This is a genomic window from Pseudomonas sp. 39004, assembly GCF_028682155.1.
Taxonomy (GTDB): Bacteria; Pseudomonadota; Gammaproteobacteria; order Pseudomonadales; family Pseudomonadaceae; genus Aquipseudomonas; species Aquipseudomonas capeferrum.
Genome location: NZ_JANIAG010000093.1, coordinates 1 through 22,175, shown reverse-complemented (window position 1 = coordinate 22,175; position 22,175 = coordinate 1). Strand labels below are relative to the sequence as shown.

Below are 22,175 nucleotides of genomic sequence, written 5' to 3'. Positions count from 1 at the left end.
ACACGGCAGAGGCGTAGCAAGCAGATTTTTTTGGAGTAGGCACGCTTTTCAGGGGTACGCCCCGCGGTCTGACACAGAACAATAAAACTACCTCAAGGTAGCAGCAGTCAGCACCGGACCAGTCATGGTGAAAGCAGGTCAGCGCTCAAAAAAATACGTTTGCTCTTGACCCCGCATGGGGGTCGCTCGCAACACAAAGACAGGCTTACAAAAACAACAAAAGGCCAGTCTTCAATAATAAAAAAGAGCAGGCAACATCACTTTGAGGGGAGCTTAGGCTCCCCTCAGTGCTTCCTGCCCTCCTCCTCTTCCTCCTGCTTCGCCTCATCCACTTTCTCGACCTTCTCCACCAGCAAAGGCATCGTGCCCAGCACCAGCAGGGCCAGCACCGTGCTGATCAATGCCGTGGCCTCACGCCCCATGCCGGCAGCCGTGCCGATGGCGGCGGTCATCCACAACCCGGCAGCGGTAGTCAGCCCTTTCACGTGGCTGGTGTCCTGGCCGTTACCCTTGAGAATGGTCCCCGCGCCCAGAAAGCCGATACCGGCGACAATGCCCTGGATCACCCGGCTAAGCGCCTGCTCGTCAGCGCCGGCCATGCTCGGTGACAACACAAACAGTGCAGCGCCAAGCGAGACCAGCATGTGCGTGCGCACGCCGGCAGACTTGCCTTTGTGCTCGCGCTCGAAACCCAGTACCGCACCGAGCAGCGCGGCCATCAGCAGGCGCACGAGGACCTGGGTCACTTCGCGCTCGTCGGTGATGTCGGCGAACTCGGCTTGTATGGCCTGCCAGATGGGGTGCCACCAGGGGTTCATAGTGATGCTCCTCGAACGGGCCTGGCGTGCGGCCCTTCTGAGGGTTGACCCACTGCGCGCTGACAAGTGCGATGCCGCCCGCCCGGCGGAACGATGCAGCAACCTGCCGTGTACTGCGGTCACAACCTGTAACCGCCACCAGGAGGATATTCCCATGCCGGTTGAAATCGACGAAAGCACCCGCCGCTGCACCCTGATCGGCGACGATGTGCATCTGGAAGGCGATGGCCCAGCCATTGAAATCATCACCGACGAACAACTGCGCATGTCGGTGGCGCTGCTCGCCGGGCAACGCGTACCAATCACCGAGGCAGAGGCCGATGCGCTGACCGTGGCGGGTGCGGTGGATAGCCGCAGGCATCTGAAGACCAGCGTGCCAGGCTCGGTAATATGAGGCCTGGCGGCCTTTAGCTGCGCATCTGATACGGTTTTTATCGCAAAACCTGAGCCTGTGCTGATAACAGCTCGGGGGCCATAGTGCTCATGCCTGATCGAGGCCTGATGAGCACCGAGCCATGAACGATAGAATTCAATTTACCGAGATTGCCGCGCCCGTAGTCACCGCCGCCAAACGCCCTGTCGACAGCGGCATTCACACCCGCAGTTTCACCGGGCTGTACCGCAACCTGCGCATCGGCTTCGCCGGGCTGTTGTTCGCCCTGTTCTTCGGCACCGTCTGGCTCGACTGGAACGGCCGCCAGGCCGTGCTGTGGGACTTGAGCAGCAGCAAGTTCCATATCTTTGGCGCCACCTTCTGGCCGCAGGACTTCATCCTGCTGTCGGCGCTGTTGATCATCTGCGCCTTCGGCCTGTTCGCCATCACTGTCTACGCCGGCCGTGTGTGGTGCGGTTACAGTTGCCCGCAAAGCACCTGGACCTGGCTGTTCATGTGGTGTGAAAAGATCAGCGAAGGCGACCGCAACCAACGCATCAAGCTCGCCGCAGCCCCTTGGGGCCTGGAGAAGCTGGCCCGCCGCTCACTGAAGCACGGGTTGTGGCTGGCCATCGGCCTGCTCACCGGCCTGACCTTCGTTGGCTACTTCACCCCGATCAAGCCCCTGGCGGCGGAGCTGTTCACCCTGCAACTGGGCGGCGTCGCGCTGTTCTGGGTGCTGTTCTTCACCGCCGCCACCTACATCAATGCCGGTCTGTTGCGCGAAGCGGTCTGCCTGCACATGTGCCCATATGCCCGTTTTCAGAGCGTGATGTTCGACAAAGACACCCTGGCGGTAGCATACGACCCGCGTCGGGGCGAAACCCGTGGCCCGCGCAAGAAAAGCAGCAACGCCCAAGCCCAAGGCCTGGGCGACTGCATCGACTGCACGATGTGCGTGCAAGTCTGCCCCACCGGCATCGATATCCGCGACGGCCTGCAAATGGCCTGTATCGGTTGCGCGGCCTGCATCGATGCCTGCGACGGGGTCATGGACAAGATGGGTTACGCCCGCGGCCTGATCGGTTACAAGTCCGAACACAGCCTGCAGGGCGGCACCACCCACTGGCTGCGGCCGCGCCTGCTGGGCTATGCGGCCGCGCTGGTGGTGATGGTCGGCGCACTGGTACTTGCCTTGCAGTGGCGCCCGATGGTGTCGCTGGACGTGATCAAGGACCGTGGCCTGTTCCGCGAAAACGCCCTGGGCCAGATCGAGAACATCTACCTGCTCAAAGTCATCAACAAGACCGAAAGTACCCAGCGCTATCACCTGCGGTTGCTGGACGCCGACGGCTTCACCCTGCAGGGCAAGACCGAGTTCATCATCCCGGCCGGCGAAATGAGCGAACTGCCTGTCTCGGTGGCGATGCTCGCCGAGCGCCCGAGCAGCAGCTCGCAGACCTTGAGTTTCGAGGTGCAGGACAGCGACGAACCTGCTGTACGCAGTGTTGCCCAAAGCCGCTTCGTCGCGCCGATGAACCGCTGATCCCTTAAACTGTTTGTCCACCTTGCCTGCCAGGCTTCGACAGAAGGCCAGAATGAAACGCTACGAACGATTCGCCGACGACATTGCCGAACTGATCCGCTCGGGTGTGCTGGGCCCCGGCCAGCGCGTACCCTCGGTACGCTATGCCAGCCAGACCCACGGGGTCAGCCCGTCCACGGTGTTCCAGGCCTACTACCTGCTTGAGCGGCGCGGGCTGATCCGCGCACGGCCGCGCTCGGGGTATTTCGTCAACGCCCATGCACCGCGCCAGTTCAGTGAGCCGCAGGCGTTGCAGCCGGTCAGCGAGTCCACCGATGTCGACGTCAGCGCGTTGGTCTTCTCCATCCTCGACTCGATCAAGGACCCCAACACCGTGCCGTTCGGCTCGGCGTTCCCAAGCCCCGAACTGTTCCCGCTGCAGCGCTTGTCCCGCTCGCTGGCCAGCGCCAGCCGCGCGATGGACCCGCGCATGGTGGTCACCGACCTGTCCCCCGGCAACCCCCAGTTGCGCCGGCAGATCGCCCTGCGCTACATGGTCGGCGGGCTGATGCTGCCGATGGAAGAGCTGTTGATCACCAATGGCGCACTCGAAGCCCTCAACCTGTGCCTGCAGGCCGTGACCGAACCCGGCGACCTGGTGGCGATCGAAGCACCGGCCTTCTATGCCTGCCTGCAGGTGCTGGAACGGCTGAAACTCAAAGCGGTGGAAATCCCCGTTCACCCGCGCGAGGGCATGGACCTGAGCGTGCTGGCGCAGACCCTGGAGAAGCACCCGGTCAAGGCCGTATGGTGCATGACCAACTTCCAGAACCCGGTGGGTGCGAGCATGCCGGAAGCCAAGAAGCAGGCGCTGGTCGAGCTGCTGGCACGCCACCAGGTGCCGCTGATTGAAGACGACGTCTATGCCGAACTGTATTACGCGCAACAGGCGCCCAAGCCAGCCAAGGCCTTCGATAAGCAGGGCCTGGTGATGCACTGCGGTTCGTTCGCCAAGAGCCTGGCGCCCGGTTACCGGATCGGTTGGGTGGCCGCCGGGCGCTTTGCCCAGAAGATCGAACGGCTCAAGCTGATGACCTCGCTGTGCGCCTCGATGCCCGCCCAGGCAGCCATCGCCGACTACCTGCAGCACGGTGGCTATGACCGCCACCTGCGCAAGCTGCGTTACGCCCTGGAAGGCCAGCAGGCCAACATGCTCGCGGCCATTTCCCGGTACTTTCCGGCACAGACGCGGGTCAGCCAGCCTTCCGGCGGCTACTTCCTGTGGCTCGAACTGCCAGAGCAGATGGACGCACTGAAGCTGTTCCACATGGCCTTGGCCCAAGGCATCAGCGTTGCGCCGGGGCCGATCTTCTCGCCAACTCGACGCTTCGGCAATTGCATCCGCCTGAATTACGGCAGCCCCTGGCATGACGGTGCCGAACGGGCGATGGAGACCTTGGGGCGCATCATTCGTTCATTTTGATGGCTGGGGGATTGTGGCGCGACTATAGTTGTGCGACCCGTTCAACGGATCGACAGCATGCAGCCAGTCACTCAACCCACCTACGACCAGCTGCAGGCACGCGTCGCGGAACTGGAAGCCTTGCTGACCGAGCGCGAGGACATCGCGCAGGCCAACAACAAACTGCTCGGTGAACTGGTCGACAGCAGTCTGGCCAACGTGTTTGCAGCTGACCGAAAGATGCGCCTGCTGGCCATCAACCGCACTGCCCGCGAAACCTTCGAGCGTTGGCGCGGCTATGTGCCAAAAATCGGCGATTATGTGCCGCAGTTCCTTGCCAACCAGCCCGACATCATGGGCCGGTTGGCCCCGGTATGGCCACGCCTGCTGGCGGGCGAAGCGTTCATCGATACGATTGCCCTGGGGCCACCTGATGCCCTTCGCCATTACGAAATCCGCTACACCCCGCTGCGCGATGCGCAGCAGCGCATTCAGGGCGGTTACATGTTCGCCTATGACATTACCGAACGGATTGCCGAACAGGAACGCCTGCGCCAGACCGAAGAGGCATTGCGCCAATCGCAGAAAATGGAAGCAGTCGGCCAGTTGACCGGCGGCATTGCCCATGATTTCAACAACCTGCTGGGAAGCATTCTTGGTGCACTGGAGCTGGCCGAACAACGACTGAGCCAACAGCGCTACTTCGATACGGCCAGGATGCTCGAAGTCGGCAAGCACAACGCATTGCGCGCGGCCTCGCGGGTGCAGCGCCTGCTGGCATTTTCGCGCCAGCAGACATTGCTGGCGCACCCGATCGATGTGCAGCTGCTGGTGGCTGACATGAACGACCTGATCCGTAGCTCGATCGATTCGCACATCGATTTTCAGGACCTGACCCAGGCAGGACTGTGGTCGATCTGCATCGACCCTCAGCAGTTGGAAAATGCCCTGCTCAACCTGTGCATCAACGCCCGCGACGCCATGCCCCTGGGCGGCACATTGTGCATTGGCTGTGAAAACACCGAACTCGACAAGGACCAGGCGAGCCGCCTGGACCTGCCGCCGGGGCAGTTCTTGCACATTCGCGTGGACGACACCGGCATAGGCATGAGCAAGGACATTGTGCAGCGTGCGCTTGATCCCTTCTTCACCACCAAGCCCATGGGCCAGGGTACTGGCCTTGGATTGTCGATGGTCTACGGCTTTGTGCGCCAGTCGGGCGGCCAGTTACGCATCGACAGCACGCCGGGCCAAGGCACCACCGTTCACCTGTATCTGCCTCGTGAAGAAAGCATCACGCCCCCGGCCCCCTGTGCTGCGCCCGAAGACACGCTCGAAAAGCCGCAGCACAGGCCTTATCGAATCATGCTGGTTGAAGATCAGGCGACCATGCGCCTGGTGCTCAGCGAAGTGCTGCAAGAACTGGGGCACGAGGTCCAGGTTTGCGAGGACGGCCTTAGCGCCTTCAGTGCATTGCGGGAGGGGCCGTTGCCGGACTTGCTGATCACCGATGTCGGCCTGCCCGGAGGCATCGATGGGCAGCAACTCGCCGGGGCCTACCGAAGCCTTGCCAGTGAGGCGCCGGTGATACTGATCACCGGTTATGACATCACCAGCAGCATGGCCAAAAGTTTGCCCGCAGGCCCCACCGAGGTGCTTTGCAAGCCGTTCGAGCTCAAGGCACTTGCGCAGCGCATCGATCGCCTGCTGGGCGTTACCGCGCATTTGCGTTGAGCGGCTTTTCGCCCTCGCCGTGAACGCGTTAAAGTCTGGGCCTCATATTTCGTCGGACGTCGGCATGCCTTCCCGCGACCTGCATTCCCTGCGCCAGCAAATCGAACAGCTGCAGCAACGTAACGCTCTGCTGGAGTCGCAGCTGGCGTGCCACCTGGAAAACGATCAGAACCTCTACCGGTCGTTGTTCGACAGCATGGACGAAGGCTTCTGCATCATCGAGTTCTTCGATGGCCCGCATGGCCCACTGAGCGACTATGTCCATGTCGTGGCCAATGCGGCTTACGCGAAACATGCCGGCATCGCCAACGTGGTCGGGCAAAAGCTGCGCGAGATGGTACCCGACGAAGCGGATGACTGGGTTGCCCGCTATGGCGCAGTACTGCGCACCGGCGAGCCACTGCACTTCGAGCAGGAGCTGGTTGCCACGGGCCATGTGCTTTCCGTCACCACCTTTCGCGTCGAGCCCGCCGAAAAACGCCAGGTCGCAGTCCTGTTCAAGGATGTCACCGAACGCCGACGTGCGGAGCTTGCCCTTCAGCGCCTGAATGAAGAGCTCGAACAGCGGGTCAGCGCCGCGCTGGCGGAGCGCCGGCTATTAGCCGAGGTGGTCGAACACAGCCTTGCCAACGTGCACATGATCGACAGCAATTTGCGCTGGCTGGCGATCAACCGGCAGGCCAAGCGCGAATTTCATTACCTGTATGGCGCCACCCCTGAGGTGGGCGACTACCTGCCCGCGCTGATGGGCGATGATGACACCGACCTGAACCTGGTCATGCCTTTGTGGCAACGCGCGCTGTCGGGCGAGCAGTTCACCTTGACCCAGCGTTTCGGCAAAGGGGCTGCACAGCGGCATTACGAGCTGCGCTTCAATTGCCTGCGTGACTCTGATGGCGCCATCCAGGGCGCCTACCTGTTCGCTTATGACATCAGCGAACGGGTCGAAGCCCAACAGCGTCTGCTCAAAGCTGAGGAGGCGTTGCGCCATGCCCAGAAGATGGAAGCCGTGGGGCACTTGAGTGGCGGCATTGCCCATGACTTCAACAACTTGCTTGGCAGCATCCTTGGTGCCCAGGAGCTGATGCAAAAACGCCTGAAGCAGGCGCGTTACGATCAGCTTGGCAGCCTGCTGGAGGCAGGCCAGGGCGCGGCGCAGCGAGCATCCGCGGTGGTCCACCGCCTGTTGGCATTTTCGCGCCAGCAGACCCTGCAACCGCAGCCCACCGATGTGACCCATCTGGTAAACGCCATGGAACAGCTGATTCGCGGCAGCATCGGCCCGTCCATCCTGCTGCACAGCCACCTCCCCGCGAACCTGTGGCCAACGTTCATCGATCCGCCACAGCTGGAAAACGCTCTGCTCAACTTGTGCATCAACGCCCGTGACGCGCTGCCTGCCGGGGGCGCAATCACCCTGGACGGCGAAAACGTGACGCTTGACCTGCCGCTTGCCAAAGAACTCGACCTGCCTGCGGGCAATTACCTGCGCCTTCGGGTCAAGGACAATGGCCGAGGCATGTCAACGGAGGTGGCGGCACGCGCAGTCGACCCGTTCTTCACCACCAAGCCGATGGGCCAGGGCACTGGCCTTGGGCTTTCCATGGTCTACGGTTTCGTGCGCCAGTCGGGCGGCCAGCTGCGCATCGTTTCCAAGCTCGATGAAGGTACGCAGGTCGTGCTGTACCTGCCGCACCACCTTGATAGACACACGACGAACAGCAACGATTCCCCGACTGCCCTGCCGACAAAACCCAAGAGCATGAGCGCCGGGCACATCGTGCTGGTGGAAGATCAGCAACCCCTGAGCCTGATCATCAGTGAAGTGCTGGAGGAACTCGGCCACGAGGTGCGGACATTCGCCAACGGCCCCAGCGCGCTGGCCTATCTGGGCAACTGCCAACCCCCGCAGTTGCTGATCACGGATATCGGCCTGCCCGGCGGGCTCAATGGCCGTCAAGTCGCCGAGCAATGCCGCGTGCTTCACCCGCATATCAAAGTGCTGTTCATTACGGGTTACGATGAAAGCGCCGTACTCAGCAACGGTCAGCCATTGGAGGCTTCCAGCGTGCTGACCAAACCTTTCGACCTGGCTGCACTGTCGGATAGAGTCGCACAGCTGCTGATTAACTAACGGCCACTGGATAGGGATGGAGCGCAAAGGATGCCCAGTGACTCTCGCTTGAGCACTACCGATGAATTGAATTTTCTACGCCAACGGGTCGATCAACTCGAACGGCGCAATACCGAGTTGAGCAGCGAATTATCGCGGTTGCATGAGCGCACCCAGGAGGCGGAAGGTTACCGATTCCTGTTCGAGAACATGGAAGAAGGCTTCTGCATCATCCAGTTCATCGACGGCCCTCTGGGGCCATTGAGCGATTACGTGCACTTGATGGCCAACCCCGCTTACTGCCGCCATGCCGGGCTGCCCGATGTGGTGGGCCGCACCCTGCGTGAAGTGATCCCCGACGAGGCCGAGGTCTGGCTCGACTATTTCGGTACGGTGGAGCGCACCGGCAAACCCCTGTATTTCGAGCACGAGCTGCTGGCCACCGAGCGCTGCCTGGGCCTTGCGGCAATCCGTATTGAGCCTGCTCACAATCATCAGGTTGCGGTGATCTTTCGTGACGTGACGGCACGCAAGCGCGCTGAAAGCGCCCTGCAACACCTCAACGCAGAGCTCGAACAGCGCGTAGAACTGGCCGTGGCGCAGAGCCAGAAGGCCGAGGAAGCGTTGCGCCAGGCGCAAAAGGTCGAAGCCGTGGGCCAGTTGACGGGGGGCATCGCGCACGACTTCAACAACCTGCTTGGCGGCATCCTCGGCGCTCTGGAACTGGCCAGAGACAGGCTTGCAGCCGACCAGCGCAAAGCAACGATCAGCCCGCTGCTCGACAGCGCCCACGGCGCTGCGCAACGTGCTGCAGCGCTTGTGCATCGGCTACTGGCGTTCTCCAGGCAGCAAACCTTGCAACCTCGCCCGACGGATGTCGCCGAGTTGGTCAGTGGCATGCTGGACCTGATCAGCCGCAGCACCGGCCCCCACATCGCAATCGACTACCAGTGCAAAGACGCCCTCTGGGCGGTACGTATCGACCCTCCTCAGCTTGAGAGTGCCCTGCTCAACCTGTGCATCAATGCCCGCGATGCCATGCCCAATGGCGGCCGGGTCCGTATCGCGCTGTGCAATGTGTCGCCCACGCTTGAACACGCCAGCGAGCTGGAACTGGCGCCTGGCGACTATCTGTGCCTGAGTGTCGAAGACACGGGTGGCGGCATGACGGATGACACGCTCAGCCGCGCGGTGGACCCTTTCTTCACCACAAAGCCACTTGGCCGCGGCACAGGCCTGGGCTTGTCGATGACCTACGGATTTGTGCGGCAATCCGGCGGGCAGTTGAAAATCACATCGACGCTTGGGCACGGCACACAGGTGCTGCTGTACCTGCCGAGGTACCACGCGCAACCTGCCCCTGCCGCGCTCAAGCCCCAGGCGCCGGCAGCGCGCCCGAGCAGCGGCGCCGCAAAGCGGATCGTCGTGGTCGAGGATGTAAGCGCGATGCGCCTGGTCATTGCAGAAGTGCTGCATGACCTGGGCCATGAGGTGCAGATGTACGAGGATGGCCCCATGGCGATTGCCGGCCTGGAAAACCAGCCGCCACCCGACCTGCTGGTCAGTGACGTGGGCTTGCCGGGCGGCATCAACGGGCGCCAGTTGGCCGACCGGCTGCGCCTACGCTACGTCGGCCTCAAGGTGCTGTTCGTCACAGGTTACGACGAGAGCACGGCGCTTGGCCAAGGCGACCTCGATACGGACATGCGTGTGCTGACCAAGCCCTTTACCCTTGAGGCGCTTGCCGAGCAGGTCGGCCAGTTGCTGGAAGGCTGATAGCCCTCAGCGCCCGCCCCCCAGGTCGACGAAGCTGCCAGTGGAGTAGGACGCTTTGTCCGAGAGCAACCAGATGATCGCCTCGGCGACTTCTTCAGGCCGGCCACCACGGCCCATGGGCAAACCGGGTTCGAGTTTGGCGACGCGGTCGGGGTCGCCGGAAAGCGCATGGAAGCCGGTGTGTATGTAGCCTGGGCGCACGCCATTGACACGCACACCGTCCCCCGCCACTTCCTTGGCCAAGCCGAGGGTGAAGGTGTCCAGTGCGCCCTTGGAGGCGGCGTAGTCGACATACTCGTTGGGCGAGCCCAGGCGGGCGGCCACCGAAGAGACGTTGACGATAGCCCCGCCCTGCCCGCCATGCCGGCGTGCCATGCGCAGCAGGGCATGTTTGGCGCAGAGCATGGGGCCGACGACATTGGTCTTCATCACCTTGAGCAGGCGAAATTCGGACATCTCCTCGACGCGGCTTTGCTGGCCGATGGTGCCAGCATTGTTGACCAGCGCAGTGACGGGACCCAGCTCCTGGTCGACGCGCTGAAACAGCTGGATGACCTCATCCTCGACGCTGGCATCGGCGCGCACGGCAATCGCCTCGGCGCCCAATGCCCGCACCTGGCTGAGGATATGCTCGGCAGCCTGGTCGTCGGCGTGATAGTTGATGCAGATGCGATAACCCTGCTGTGCTGCCAGCAGCGCGGTGGCGGCGCCGATACCTCGACTGGCGCCAGTGATGACGATGACATTCTCCATGGGTCTGCCAATGTGTTCGAAAGTGGGGCTTCGACAATAGGGGAAATGCCAACTCAAGGGAATGACATCAACCCTGCAAAGCGTGCTAACCCCCCCGCTCTTGATCCAGCTCTTGATCTTGATCTTGATCTTCAGCGACTCAGGAGCGAGGGGACCCCGAAGCGCAGCGTAGGGGCCGTATGATGGAGCGCAGCCCTTTTTGGTTACTTTTTGGGGCGTTTGCCAAAAAATGGACTCCGCCAGATATCAATACCAACAGACAAAGACCATCAATGCCCAGCCGAAGCCGGCCCAGCCTTGGCCGTAAACGGCGGCCGCGCAAACCACACCAACAAGATCAACCCAGCAAACACCCACGTCATCATCATGAAGTAGTCCACCGTCGACATCATGTAAGCCTGCGCATTCAGAATCTGCTCCAACTGCGCATAATTCTGCGAGCTAGCCCCCCCAAGCTGCTCAAGCGCATGCCGAGTCGCCGGGTCAAACTGGCTGATGTTCTCGCTCAAGTAGGCATGATGCTGATCAGCCCGGCGAATCCAGATCCAGGTCGTCAACGACGCCGCAAAACTCCCCCCCAGCGTACGCAGGAACGTCGCCAGCCCCGAGCCATCGGCAATCTGATGCGGCGGAAGGTCCGAAAGCAGAATGCTCAACGTCGGCATGAAGAACAACGCAACGCCAATCCCCATGAACAGCTGCACCAACGCCACATGCTGGAAGTCCACCTCACTGGTAAACCCGGCACGCATGAAGCAGCTGGTGCCAATGGCCAGAAACGCCAGCCCCGCCAACAGACGCAAGTCGAACCGGTGCGCGTACTTGCCGACAAAGGGCGACATGATCACCGGCAACAGCCCGATGGGCGCCACCGCCAGCCCCGCCCAGGTAGCCGTATAGCCCATCTGCGTCTGCAGCCACTGCGGCAGGATCAGGTTGATACCGAAGAACCCCGCATACCCCCCGACCAAGACGATGGTGCCGACCCGGAAGTTGCGGTGCACGAACAACCGCAGGTTCACCACCGGGTGCCGGTCGGTCAGTTCCCAGATCACGAACACCGCCAGGAACACCACCGAGATCAGGCTGCCGATGATGATGAACGACGACTCGAACCAGTCCAGGTCATTGCCCTTGTCGAGCACCACCTGCAACGCACCGACACCGACGATCAGCGTCAGCAGGCCGATGTAGTCCATCGGCTGACGGCTGGTCACCACCGGCCGCGTGCGCATCTGTTGGCGTACCACGGCGGCGGCGAACAGGCCGATGGGGACGTTGATGAAGAAGATCCATGGCCAGCTGTAACTGTCGGTGATCCAGCCGCCCAGTATCGGCCCGGCAATCGGCGCCACCACCGTGACCATCGCCAGCAGCGCCAGGGCCATGCCCCGCTTGGCCGGAGGGTACACGGCAATCAGCAAGGTCTGGGTCATCGGGTACAACGGCCCCGCCACCACCCCTTGCACCACACGAAAGCCCACCAGCTCCGGCATCGACTGGGCGATCCCGCACAGGAACGATGCCAGCACGAACAGCAACGTGGCCCAGATGAACAGCTTCACCTCACCAAAGCGCCGGCTCAGCCAGCCCGTCAGCGGCAAGGCGATCGCGTTGCTCACCGCGAACGAGGTGATTACCCAGGTGCCCTGCTCGTAGCTCACCCCCAGGTTGCCGGAGATGGTCGGCAAGGCCACGTTGGCGATGGTGGTGTCGAGCACTTGCATGAACGTCGCCAACGACAGGCCGATGGTGGTCAGCAACAGGCTCGGCGGGGTGAACTGGGCGGCGGCCTGGTTGCTCATCGCTGCGCCGTCTTGCCGGCTGCGCTGTTGTCGTGAATCAGCCGCGCAATCAGGTGGTCGGCTTCGACCAGTTGACGGTCATACACCTGGGTGGTGTAGCTGGCCTGTTGCGGGGGCTGCTGGGCCAGGGTCGGGCCGCTCTGGTCGTGCAAGTCGACCTCGACCACCGTGGACAGGCCGATACGCAGTGGATGGTCCTTGAGCTGATCAGGGCTCAAGTGAATACGCACCGGTACCCGCTGCACGATCTTGATCCAGTTGCCGGTGGCATTTTGCGCCGGCAGCAGCGCGAAGGCGCTGCCCGTACCTGCACCGAGGCTGTCCACCGTGCCGCTGTACTTGACCTCGCTGCCGTACAGGTCGGCGCTGATTTCCACCGGCTGACCGATGCGCATGTCGCGCAGCTGGGTTTCCTTGAAGTTGGCATCGATCCACACCTGGTCCAGGGGGATCACCGCCATGGTCGCGGTGCCAGGTTGCAGGCGCTGCCCCAGTTGCACGGTGCGCTTGGCGACATAACCGGTCACCGGCGCCACCAGGGTGGTGCGGGCATTGTCCAGGTAGGCCTGGCGCAGGTCGGCCGCGGCCGCCATGACTTCCGGGTGCGAGGACACCACGGTGTCATCCACCAGCGCGGAGCTGGTATTGAGCTGCTGGCGGGCGCTGGTGAGGGCGCTCTGGGCGACGCTCAGGTCGTCGCGGGCGTGGGAGATTTCTTCCGCCGCAATCGCCCCGCTGTCGGCCAGCACCTTGCGCCGGTTGTAATTGTCCTGGGCCTTCTGCAACTCGGCCTGGCGTGTCTGCAACTGGGCCTTGAGCGCATCCACGTTGCTGTACAGGCCACGCACCTGGCGTACCGTGCGCGCCAGTTTGGCTTCGGCGGACTGCAGCGCCACCTCGCTGTCGGCCGGGTCGAATTGCAGCAACACCTGGCCGGCATGGACCAGGTCGCCGTCATCGGCACCAATGCTGGTGACGGTACCGGTCACCAGCGGGGTGATCTCTACCACGTTGCCGTTGACGTAGGCGTCATCGGTGCTCTCGTGCCAACGCCCGACCAGGGAGTACCAGGCCCAGGCGCCGATGCCGCCAACAATCAACAGCAGCAGCAGGCCGAGCAGCCAGGCCTTGCGTTTGCGCGACGGCTCGGGTGCGTCGGCGGGGGGTGTGGTGTCTGTGGGAGTGGCCATGACAATACCTTGGATAATGCGTAACAGGGATCAACGATCGCCAAAGCGGCGGATCGTCAGGGGGTCGCCAGCGCTGAGCAGCACCTTGGCCAGCAAGCCCTCGAGGGTCTTGAGTTCTTCAGGTTGCAGCACGCCGCACAATTCGTTCATCGCCGCCGCACCGATCTCTGGCAGCCGATCAGCCAGGCGCTGGCCATCGTCGGTCAGGGCCAGGCGCACCTGGCGGCGATCGTCGGCGCAACGGTTGCGTACGATCAGGCCCTTCTGTTCAAGGCGATCGAGCATGCGGGTCATCGAACCACTGTCCAGGCCCAGGTAGCGGCACAGCTCGGCCGGGGTGTCGACCTGGTACTGGGTGACGATGATCAACACTTTGAACTGCGCGGCGGTGACGCCCTCGGATTCAAGGTGCCAGTCGAGAATGCGGTCCTTGAGGATCGCCGCGCGGCCCAACAGCATGCCAATGGCACAGGTCTGGAAATTCTCGGGAGAAAAATGCGCCATGGGATCTGCCGTGGGTAATTGTGTGAAAATATTACTGCCTAGGCAGTGAATGTCAAAGCCTTGATTAGGCTGCTATGCAAAACTTCATGATTTGACGCTCATGACTTGCTGATGTGGTTGCCCTGCTACGCCAACGCCGGCACCGCGCCACAGGCAATCGCCATGCCCACCAGCTCGGCCAGGCTGCCGGCCTGCAGCCGTTTCATCACCCGCCCCCGGTACAAGTCCACGGTTTTCACGCTAACCCCCAACTGCTCGGCGATCTCGCGGTTGCTCAGGCCTTGGGCCAGCGGTACGAACACATCGCGCTCTCGCGGCGTCAGGCCATCGATGCGCGCCTGCACCCGGGCCAGCGCCTGGTTGCCCTGACGCACGCGGCCGGCGCGCTCCAGTGCTTCCTGCACACTGTCGAGCAGCAACTGGTCACTGTACGGCTTCTCGATGAAGTCGCAGGCACCGGCCTTGAATGCCCGCACCACGATCGGCACATCGGCATGGCCGCTGACGAAGATCACCGGCAAGTCCAGGCCCCGCTCCCTCATCAGCTGCTGCACCGCCAGCCCACCCAGCCCCGGCATCCGCACATCCAGCAGCACGCAGGCCGGTCCATCATCCCGGCACGCGTCCAGAAACGCCTGGCCACTGGCAAACGACAGGGCCTCAAGCCCCACCGACTGCAACAGCCAGACCGTGGAATCACGCATGCCCTGGTCGTCGTCGACCACATACACTTTCGCTTGCACCCTGACCTCCTCTTATCCCCTGCTCACCGCCAGGCGGCAGCACACTACCAAACCGCCCTGCTCGCCCGCACGTGCCCACACACTGCCGCCAAACCCTTCGACAAGGCTGCGGCTCATGCTCAAGCCCAGCCCCAGGCCATCGGCCTTGCTGGTGGTGAACGGGGTAAAGATGTCTTCCAGGCGTTCGGCCGCAACCCCTGGCCCTTGGTCGGCCACCTCCACCAACACCCCATCACCCTCGCGCACGGCGGCCAGGAGGATACGTGACGGGCGTTCGCCATGCTGCTCGCGGTTGGCATCGATGGCGTTGCGCAGCAGGTTCAGCAGCACCTGCTCGAGCAATACCCGGTCGGCATACACCGCCGGTAATTGCGCACTCACGCGCAGCTCGATGCTGACCTGGTCACGCGCCGCCTCCCAGGCACACAGGCGCATGGCCTCGTTGGCGACATCGAGCATGTCCAGCGCCTGTAGCCGCCGCGGCCCTTTACGCAGAAACACCCGCAGCCGGCGGATCACTTGCGCGGCGTGGGTCGCCTGTTCGGTGATGCGTTGCAGCCCCTGCCCGACCCGCACGCGTGCCTGCGGGTCGCGCTCCAGGCCCTGCAGGTAGCGCTGGCTGGCATTGGCATAGTTGACCACCGCCGCCAACGGTTGATTGATCTCGTGGGCGATGCCCGAGGCCAGCTCACCCAAGGTGGCGAGCCGGGCACTGTGCGCCAGGTTCTCCTGGGCCTCGATGCGCAAGGTGATGTCACGCGAGACACTGACGATCTCCACCACGGCCCCGGTATAGGTTTCGCGGATGGCGCGGCTGGCGATCTCGAACCAGCGGTAACCGCCAGCGGCCTGGCGCACCCGGCAGGTCATGGTGTGATAACCGTCCTGGTCCAGGGCGGCGGCGGCCTGAGCCAGCACCTGGCGGCGCTCGCGCGGGTGCAGCAAGGTCCGTACGGCCATGCCTCGCAGTTGCTCGGGCCACAGGCCCAACAGGCGGAACGCCGCCGGTGAGGCATCAAGAAAACGGCCATCGGGGCTGTGCCGGGAAATCAGGTCGGTGGTGTTCTCGATGATCAAGCGGTACAGGCGCCGGGCGCGGCTGGCTTCACGCGCTCCGTGGCGCTCGGCACTGGCGTCACGGCAGCGGCCGAGCACCTGCTGGCCTTGTTCGTCGGGGATGAACGTCCACAGCACGATGCGCTCGCCCACCTCTACTTGCACATCGGCAATTGCCCGGTGCTGTCGCAGGCAGGCGCGCACCAGTGCGGCGCAGTTGGCGGGCAGCCAGCAGGCCAACGCTGGGCCTTCATCAACCCAGGCCTGCAAGGCCGGGTTGCTGGCCAGCGGCGTGGCATCGGCGGCCAGCAGCAGGCTGGGCTGGGGGTCTTTGGCGAGCAAAGGAGAGAGGGGCTTGTCCACGTTGTGAGGCTCGTTGTTATAGTAGTTTTACTATATTGCTATAGTCGATATTCCATCTACCATAGCGACTCGCGTAAAACTGCGACAGGGAAATTGCGGCCAACCGTACGCCTTCCCACACCCTGAACAGAGCTAACAATCAGCCATCGGGGGCCAAGCGCACAGCCTGCGCCTGCCTCCCTTACAGGATTACCGCATGTCGATCTATGCCCAGGGCCTGATGCCCACTGCCGTCAACCACGTCGCCCTCACCCCACTGAGCTTTATCGAACGCACCGCAGCCGTGTATGGCAACTACCCGGCTGTCATCCACGGCGCCATACGCCGCAACTGGCAGGAAACCTACCAACGCTGCCGGCGCCTGGCCAGCGCACTGGCCGGCCGTGGCATCGGGCGTGGCGACACGGTAGCGGTCATGCTGCCAAACACCCCGGCCATGCTCGAAGCGCACTTCGGCATCCCCATGACCGGTGCAGTGCTCAACACCCTCAACGTTCGCCTGGACGCCGAGGCCATCGCCTTCATGCTGCAACACGGCGAGGCCAAGGTGCTGATCACCGACCGCGAATTCCACTCGGTCATCGAAGCCGCCCTCGCCTTGCTCGAACACCCGCCCCTGGTGGTCGATGTCGATGACCCGGAGTACGGCGAAGGCCGCGCGGTCAGCGAGCTGGATTACGAGGCCCTGCTGGCCGAGGGCGACCCGGACTTCGCCTGGGAATGGCCCGATGACGAATGGCAGGCCATTTCCCTCAACTACACCTCCGGCACCACCGGCAACCCCAAGGGCGTGGTCTATCACCATCGCGGCGCTTACCTCAATGCCCTGGGCAACCAGATGACCTGGGCCATGGGCCACCGCCCGGTGTACCTGTGGACCCTGCCGATGTTCCACTGCAACGGCTGGTGCTACCCCTGGACCATCACCGCCCTGGCAGGCACCCACGTGTTCCTGCGCCGGGTCGACCCGCAGAAGATCCTCACCCTGATCCGCGAACATCGGGTCACGCACCTGTGCGGCGCACCCATCGTGCTCAACGCCTTGGTCAACATGCCTGAGGCCGCCAAGGCTGCCATCGAGCACCCGGTGCAGGCGATGGTCGCAGGTGCCGCGCCACCGGCCAAGGTGATCGGCGCAGTGGAAGAAATGGGCATTCAGGTGACCCACACCTACGGCCTGACCGAGGTATACGGGCCAGTGACGGTATGCGCCTGGCATGAAGCGTGGGACGGGCTGCCGCTCGAGGAACGTGCGCGCATCAAGTCGCGCCAGGGCGTGCGCTACCCGACACTCGACGGCCTGATGGTCGCCGACCCGCAAACCCTTGCAGCGGTGCCGCGCGACGGCAACACCCTGGGCGAGATCTTCATGCGTGGCAACACAGTGATGAAGGGCTACCTGAAAAACCCCGAAGCCACGGCCGAAGCCTTCCGCGGTGGCTGGTTCCATACCGGCGACCTGGCCGTGTGGCACGCCGATGGCTATGTCGAGATCAAGGACCGGCTCAAGGACATCATCATCTCCGGTGGCGAGAACATCTCTACCATCGAGGTCGAGGACGCCTTGTACAAGCACCCGGCGGTGCTTGAAGCCGCTGTGGTGGCACGCCCCGACGAGAAATGGGGCGAGACGCCGTGCGCCTTCGTTGCCCTCAAGCCTGGCCGGGAAGACACCCGCGAAGCCGACATCAGCAGTTGGTGCCGGGAGCACCTGGCGGGCTTCAAGGTGCCCAAGACGGTGATTTTTGGCGAACTGCCGAAGACCTCCACCGGCAAGATCCAGAAGTACCTCCTGCGCGACCGGGCCAAAGCCCTCTGACCGTTCATGGGCCTCGTCGTCGGCAAACCGGCGCCGAGGCCAGCACCCACACCCTTTGCTTTTGCACCTACCGAGCCGCTGATGACCGACTACATCGCCCCCCTGCGCGACATGCGCTTTATTCTGCGTGACGTTTTCAACGCCCCTGCCCTGTGGGCACGCCTGCCCGCCCTGGCCGAGCGCATCGACGCCGACACCGCCGATGCCATCCTCGAAGAAGCGGCCAAGGTCACCGGCCAACTGATCGCCCCGCTCAGCCGCAACGGTGACGAACAAGGTGTGCACTTCGAGGCCGGGCAGGTGAGCACCCCGGACGGTTTCCGCGAAGCCTGGCGCACCTACCGGGAAGGCGGCTGGGTCGGCTTGGGGGGCAACCCCGAGCATGGCGGCATGGGCATGCCGAAGATGCTTGGCGTGCTGTTCGAAGAGATGCTCTACGCCGCCGACTGCAGCTTCAGCCTGTATTCCGCCTTGAGCGCCGGCAGTTGCCTGGCGATCGATGCCCACGCCAGCGAGACGCTCAAGGCCACCTACCTGCCACCGCTCTACGAAGGCCGCTGGGCCGGCACCATGTGCCTGACCGAGCCCCAGGCCGGCACCGACCTGGGGTTGATCCGCACCCGCGCCGAGCCACACGCCGATGGCAGTTATCGCATCACTGGCAGCAAGATCTTCATCACCGGTGGCGAGCAGGACCTGACCGAGAACATCGTCCACCTGGTGCTGGCCAAGCTGCCGGATGCCCTCACTGGCGCCAAAGGTATCTCGCTGTTCCTGGTGCCCAAGTACCAGGTCAATGCCGATGGCAGCCTGGGTGAGCGCAACACCGTGCATTGCGGCTCGGTCGAGCACAAAATGGGCATCAAGGCCTCGGCCACCTGCGTGATGAACTTCGATGGCGCCACGGGCTACCTGGTGGGCGAAGCGAACAAGGGCCTGGCGGCCATGTTCACCATGATGAATTACGAGCGGTTGTCCATCGGCATCCAGGGTATCGGCTGCGCCGAAGCGTCGTACCAGAGCGCTGCGCGCTACGCCAGCGAACGCCTGCAGAGCCGCGCCGCCAGCGGCCCGCAGGCGCGGGGCAAGGTGGCCGACCCGATCATCCAGCATGGCGATGTGCGGCGTATGCTGCTGACCATGCGCACCCTCACCGAGGGCGGCCGGGCATTCGCGGCCTACGTGGGGCAACAACTGGACCTGGCCCGTTACGCCGAAGACGCAGGCGAGCGTGAACATGCCCAGCGCCTGGTGGCGCTGCTCACACCAGTGGCCAAGGCCTTTTTCACCGACAATGGCCTGGAAAGCTGCGTGCTCGGCCAGCAGGTGTACGGTGGCCATGGCTACATCCGCGAATGGGGCCAGGAACAGCGTGTGCGCGACGTGCGCATCGCTCAGATCTACGAAGGCACCAACGGCATCCAGGCCCTCGACCTGCTCGGGCGCAAGGTACTGGCCGATGGTGGCCAGGCCCTGGCCAGCTTCACCGCCGAAGTGCGCGCGTTCAGCGTGGCCGCGCCGCTGCATCGCGAAGCTCTGCAGGCCAGCGTTGCGCGCCTGGAGGCGACCAGTGCGTGGCTGCGGGCCCAGGCCGGCGAAGACGCCAACCTGGTCAGCAGCGTGGCCGTGGAGTACCTGCACCTGTTCGGCCTCACCGCCTATGCCTACATGTGGGCGCGCATGGCCGCCGTGGCGCAGGCCAAGCATGAACAAGACCCCGCTTTCCATGGGGCGAAGCTGGCCTGTGCGGCGTTCTTCTTCCAGCGCATCCTGCCGCGCAGTCTTGGGCTGGAGGCAAGTATGCGGGCGGGCAGCGCCAGCCTTTATGGCATGACAGAAGCGCAGTTCTGATCGGCCCAGGGGTGCGCAGCGCCCCCCGGCGTTGCCCGCGAAGGGTTCTCAAACGCTGAAATTCCATTGCAAATCCGACGAAAAACCGTCACAACTGATAGTCATTCGCCATTACCTCGGTTCTCGGGACCCCTTTGCAAGGGTAGAATGCGCAAAACCCGGAGCCGCAATGAACCACGACCGCCTCAATCCCAGCTCAGACGATGCCATCACCGACGCCGCCGCGCATTGGTGCATGCGCCTGCACGCCGAAGATTGCACTGCGGCCGAGCGTGAGGCGTTCGCCCGCTGGCTGGCGGCCGACCCACGGCACGCCGAGGAATACCACGCGATGCTGGAGATCTGGCAAACCGCCGACCTGCTGCCACGCAACGCCACCGTGGTCGATTTCAATCCGCCGGCACGCCAAGCACCGCGGGTACGCAACTGGCGCCCGCTGGCCTCGGCCGCGGCCATTGCCCTGGCGGTGCTGCCCTTGGCCGGCTGGATAGGCTGGGAACAAGGCTGGCTGCCGAACCACTACCAGCACTTCGAAGCCAGCAACCGGATGCAGACGGTGGAGCTGAGCGACGGCAGCACGGTCGAACTCAACCTCAACACCGAGCTGACCTACCTCAACTACAAAGACCAGCGCCAGGTCACCCTCAAGCGCGGCGAGGCGTTTTTCAAGGTGCAGCACGACAGTGCACACCCGTTCATCGTCCGCGCAGGCCGCGGCCAGACCCGCGTCACCGGCACCCAGTTCAACGTGTGGAAGTACCAGGACCAGGTCAAGGTCACGCTGGTGGAAGGCTCGGTGCTGGTCACCAGCGACGGCAGCGCGGGCGGTTACCGCCTCGGCCCTGGGATGCAGGCCAGCTATCACAAAGGTGATTTCGAGCCACAACTGGAGCAGAGCGACGATTACGGCAACACCCTGGCCTGGCGCAGTGGCAAGCTGGTGCTCGACAACCTGAGCCTGGAGCAGGCGCTGCCGGTGATCAACCGCTACCTCGACGCCCCGCTGCTGCTGGCTGATGCCAGCACCGGCCGGATCCGCATCAGCGGCATCTACAACACCCGTGAAGTCGGGCGCCTGGTCAACAACCTGCCCAAGGTACTGCCGGTGTACCTGACCCGCAGCAAGGACGGCAGCACCGTCCTCAACCGCATTTCGCCGCCGCCCGGCAAGGGCTGACGCCTTACAGCGTCATCGCCGCCAACCAGCCGAAGGCCAACAGCGGCAGGTTGTAATGGAGGAAGGTCGGCACCACAGTGTCCCAGATATGGTGGTGCTGGCCATCCACATTCAGGCCCGAGGTCGGCCCCAGGGTCGAGTCCGACGCTGGCGAACCAGCATCCCCCAACGCCCCGGCGGTGCCGACAATACACACCGTGGCCAGCGGGTCGAAGCCCAGCTGCACGCACAGTGGCACGAAGATCGCCGCCAGGATGGGCACGGTGGAAAACGACGAGCCGATGCCCATGGTCACCAGCAAGCCCACCAGCAGCATCAGCAAAGCGCCGACGCCCTTGCTATGGTCGATCCACTGCGCCGACGCCTGGACCAGGCTGTTGACCTCGCCCGTGGCCTTCATCACATCGGCAAAGCCCGAGGCGGCAATCATGATGAAGCCGATCATGGCCATCATCTTCATGCCTTCGGTGAACAGGTCGTCGGTGTCTTTCCAGCGCACGATGCCAGACAGCGAGAAGATCAGGAACCCGACCATGGCGCCGATGATCATCGAGTTCAGCCACAGCTGAACAATGAACGCTGCGGCGATCGCCAGGCCCGCGACCATCAGGGTCAATGGGTTGTATTGCACGCTCACCTGCTCGACCTGCTCGATACGCGCCAGGTCGTAATCACGCTTCTTGCGGTAACTGAACAACACCGCCAGCAGCAGGCCGGCGAGCATGCCAGCCGCCGGAATGGCCATGGCATGGGTGACGTTGACGCCACTCACATCGACCCCGGCCCGGGCGACGTTGGCCAGCAGGATTTCGTTGAGGAAGATGTTGCCAAAGCCCACCGGCAGGAACATGTAGGGCGTGATCAGGCCAAAGGTGATCACGCAGGCGATCAGCCGGCGGTCGATGCGCAAGCGCGTCAGCACATACAGCAGCGGCGGCACCAGCAGCGGGATGAAGGCGATGTGGATGGGCAGGATGTTCTGCGACGACACCGCCACCACCAGCATCAGGCCGATCAGCAGCCACTTGACCTTGCCGCCATTGGCATGGCCCTGGCGATCGATCATGGCCAGGGCTCGGTCAGCCAGGGCATGCGCCAGCCCGGACTTGGCGA

At 63.5% G+C, this 22,175-nt stretch carries 17 protein-coding genes; 9 read left to right on the top strand and 8 right to left on the bottom strand.

Going from position 1 to position 22,175, the window contains the following annotated elements; translation table 11 throughout:
* Positions 1 to 284 precede the first annotated feature (284 nt).
* Positions 285 to 818, bottom strand: a complete 534-nt coding sequence (locus NP534_RS16605; RefSeq protein WP_047583760.1) for an MgtC/SapB family protein — start codon at positions 816 to 818, stop codon at positions 285 to 287.
* Between the two features lie 154 nt (positions 819 to 972).
* On the opposite strand from NP534_RS16605, the gene NP534_RS16600 reads away from it, so the two are divergent.
* From NP534_RS16600 to NP534_RS16575, 6 genes are all read left to right on the top strand, one after another.
* The gene (locus NP534_RS16600; RefSeq protein ID WP_033697462.1) at positions 973 to 1,212 is read left to right on the top strand and encodes a DUF3203 family protein; all 240 of its coding nucleotides are present in this window, start codon (positions 973 to 975) and stop codon (positions 1,210 to 1,212) included.
* 121 nt (positions 1,213 to 1,333) lie between these two features.
* Positions 1,334 to 2,737 carry a cytochrome c oxidase accessory protein CcoG gene (gene ccoG / locus NP534_RS16595; RefSeq protein WP_274099420.1) on the top strand — a complete coding sequence of 468 codons (1,404 nt, stop codon included), beginning with the start codon at positions 1,334 to 1,336 and terminating at the stop codon, positions 2,735 to 2,737.
* A 52-nt stretch (positions 2,738 to 2,789) separates the two neighbouring features.
* A complete protein-coding gene (gene mapR / locus NP534_RS16590; protein WP_274099419.1) occupies positions 2,790 to 4,199 on the top strand; it encodes a GntR family transcriptional regulator MpaR in 1,410 nt (469 codons plus the stop codon).
* A gap of 57 nt (positions 4,200 to 4,256) precedes the next feature.
* Positions 4,257 to 5,912: a PAS domain-containing sensor histidine kinase gene (locus NP534_RS16585; RefSeq protein WP_274099418.1), complete on the top strand. Its 1,656-nt coding sequence runs from the start codon at positions 4,257 to 4,259 to the stop codon at positions 5,910 to 5,912.
* A gap of 64 nt (positions 5,913 to 5,976) precedes the next feature.
* A complete protein-coding gene (locus tag NP534_RS16580) occupies positions 5,977 to 8,046 on the top strand; it encodes a hybrid sensor histidine kinase/response regulator (protein ID WP_274099417.1) in 2,070 nt (689 codons plus the stop codon).
* 30 nt (positions 8,047 to 8,076) lie between these two features.
* Positions 8,077 to 9,801: an ATP-binding protein gene (locus tag NP534_RS16575; RefSeq protein ID WP_274099416.1), complete on the top strand. Its 1,725-nt coding sequence runs from the start codon at positions 8,077 to 8,079 to the stop codon at positions 9,799 to 9,801.
* Positions 9,802 to 9,807: 6 nt separating this feature from the next.
* On the opposite strand, the gene NP534_RS16570 is transcribed toward NP534_RS16575, so the two are convergent.
* The 6 genes from NP534_RS16570 to NP534_RS16545 all read right to left on the bottom strand — a co-directional run bounded on the left by NP534_RS16570 (position 9,808) and on the right by NP534_RS16545 (position 16,215).
* Positions 9,808 to 10,554, bottom strand: a complete 747-nt coding sequence (locus NP534_RS16570; RefSeq protein ID WP_186663583.1) for an SDR family oxidoreductase — start codon at positions 10,552 to 10,554, stop codon at positions 9,808 to 9,810.
* A 269-nt stretch (positions 10,555 to 10,823) separates the two neighbouring features.
* Positions 10,824 to 12,359, bottom strand: a complete 1,536-nt coding sequence (locus NP534_RS16565; RefSeq protein WP_274099415.1) for a DHA2 family efflux MFS transporter permease subunit — start codon at positions 12,357 to 12,359, stop codon at positions 10,824 to 10,826.
* Positions 12,356 to 13,549, bottom strand: a complete 1,194-nt coding sequence (locus NP534_RS16560; protein ID WP_274099414.1) for an HlyD family secretion protein — start codon at positions 13,547 to 13,549, stop codon at positions 12,356 to 12,358. The genes NP534_RS16565 and NP534_RS16560 overlap by 4 nt, the downstream gene beginning before the upstream one ends.
* Positions 13,550 to 13,579: 30 nt before the next feature.
* The gene (locus NP534_RS16555) at positions 13,580 to 14,053 is read right to left on the bottom strand and encodes a MarR family winged helix-turn-helix transcriptional regulator (protein ID WP_033697451.1); all 474 of its coding nucleotides are present in this window, start codon (positions 14,051 to 14,053) and stop codon (positions 13,580 to 13,582) included.
* A gap of 125 nt (positions 14,054 to 14,178) precedes the next feature.
* Positions 14,179 to 14,796 carry a response regulator transcription factor gene (locus NP534_RS16550; RefSeq protein WP_274099413.1) on the bottom strand — a complete coding sequence of 206 codons (618 nt, stop codon included), beginning with the start codon at positions 14,794 to 14,796 and terminating at the stop codon, positions 14,179 to 14,181.
* A 12-nt stretch (positions 14,797 to 14,808) separates the two neighbouring features.
* Positions 14,809 to 16,215 (bottom strand): sensor histidine kinase, encoded by a 1,407-nt coding sequence (locus tag NP534_RS16545; RefSeq protein WP_274099412.1) that lies wholly within the window; start codon positions 16,213 to 16,215, stop codon positions 14,809 to 14,811.
* 196 nt (positions 16,216 to 16,411) lie between these two features.
* Here NP534_RS16545 and NP534_RS16540 point away from each other — a divergent pair, with 196 nt between their 5' ends.
* The 3 genes from NP534_RS16540 (at position 16,412) to NP534_RS16530 (ending at position 21,062) form a co-directional block, all read left to right on the top strand.
* Positions 16,412 to 18,034 carry an acyl-CoA synthetase gene (locus NP534_RS16540; protein ID WP_274099411.1) on the top strand — a complete coding sequence of 541 codons (1,623 nt, stop codon included), beginning with the start codon at positions 16,412 to 16,414 and terminating at the stop codon, positions 18,032 to 18,034.
* An 81-nt stretch (positions 18,035 to 18,115) separates the two neighbouring features.
* Positions 18,116 to 19,885, top strand: a complete 1,770-nt coding sequence (locus tag NP534_RS16535) for an acyl-CoA dehydrogenase C-terminal domain-containing protein (RefSeq protein ID WP_274099410.1) — start codon at positions 18,116 to 18,118, stop codon at positions 19,883 to 19,885.
* A gap of 169 nt (positions 19,886 to 20,054) precedes the next feature.
* On the top strand, positions 20,055 to 21,062 hold the full coding sequence (locus NP534_RS16530) for a FecR family protein (RefSeq protein ID WP_274099409.1): 1,008 nt from the start codon (positions 20,055 to 20,057) through the stop codon (positions 21,060 to 21,062).
* A 4-nt stretch (positions 21,063 to 21,066) separates the two neighbouring features.
* Here NP534_RS16530 and NP534_RS16525 read toward each other — a convergent pair.
* On the bottom strand, positions 21,067 to 22,175 hold a 1,109-nt coding region (locus NP534_RS16525), incomplete at its 5' end, for a Na+/H+ antiporter family protein (RefSeq protein WP_274099408.1).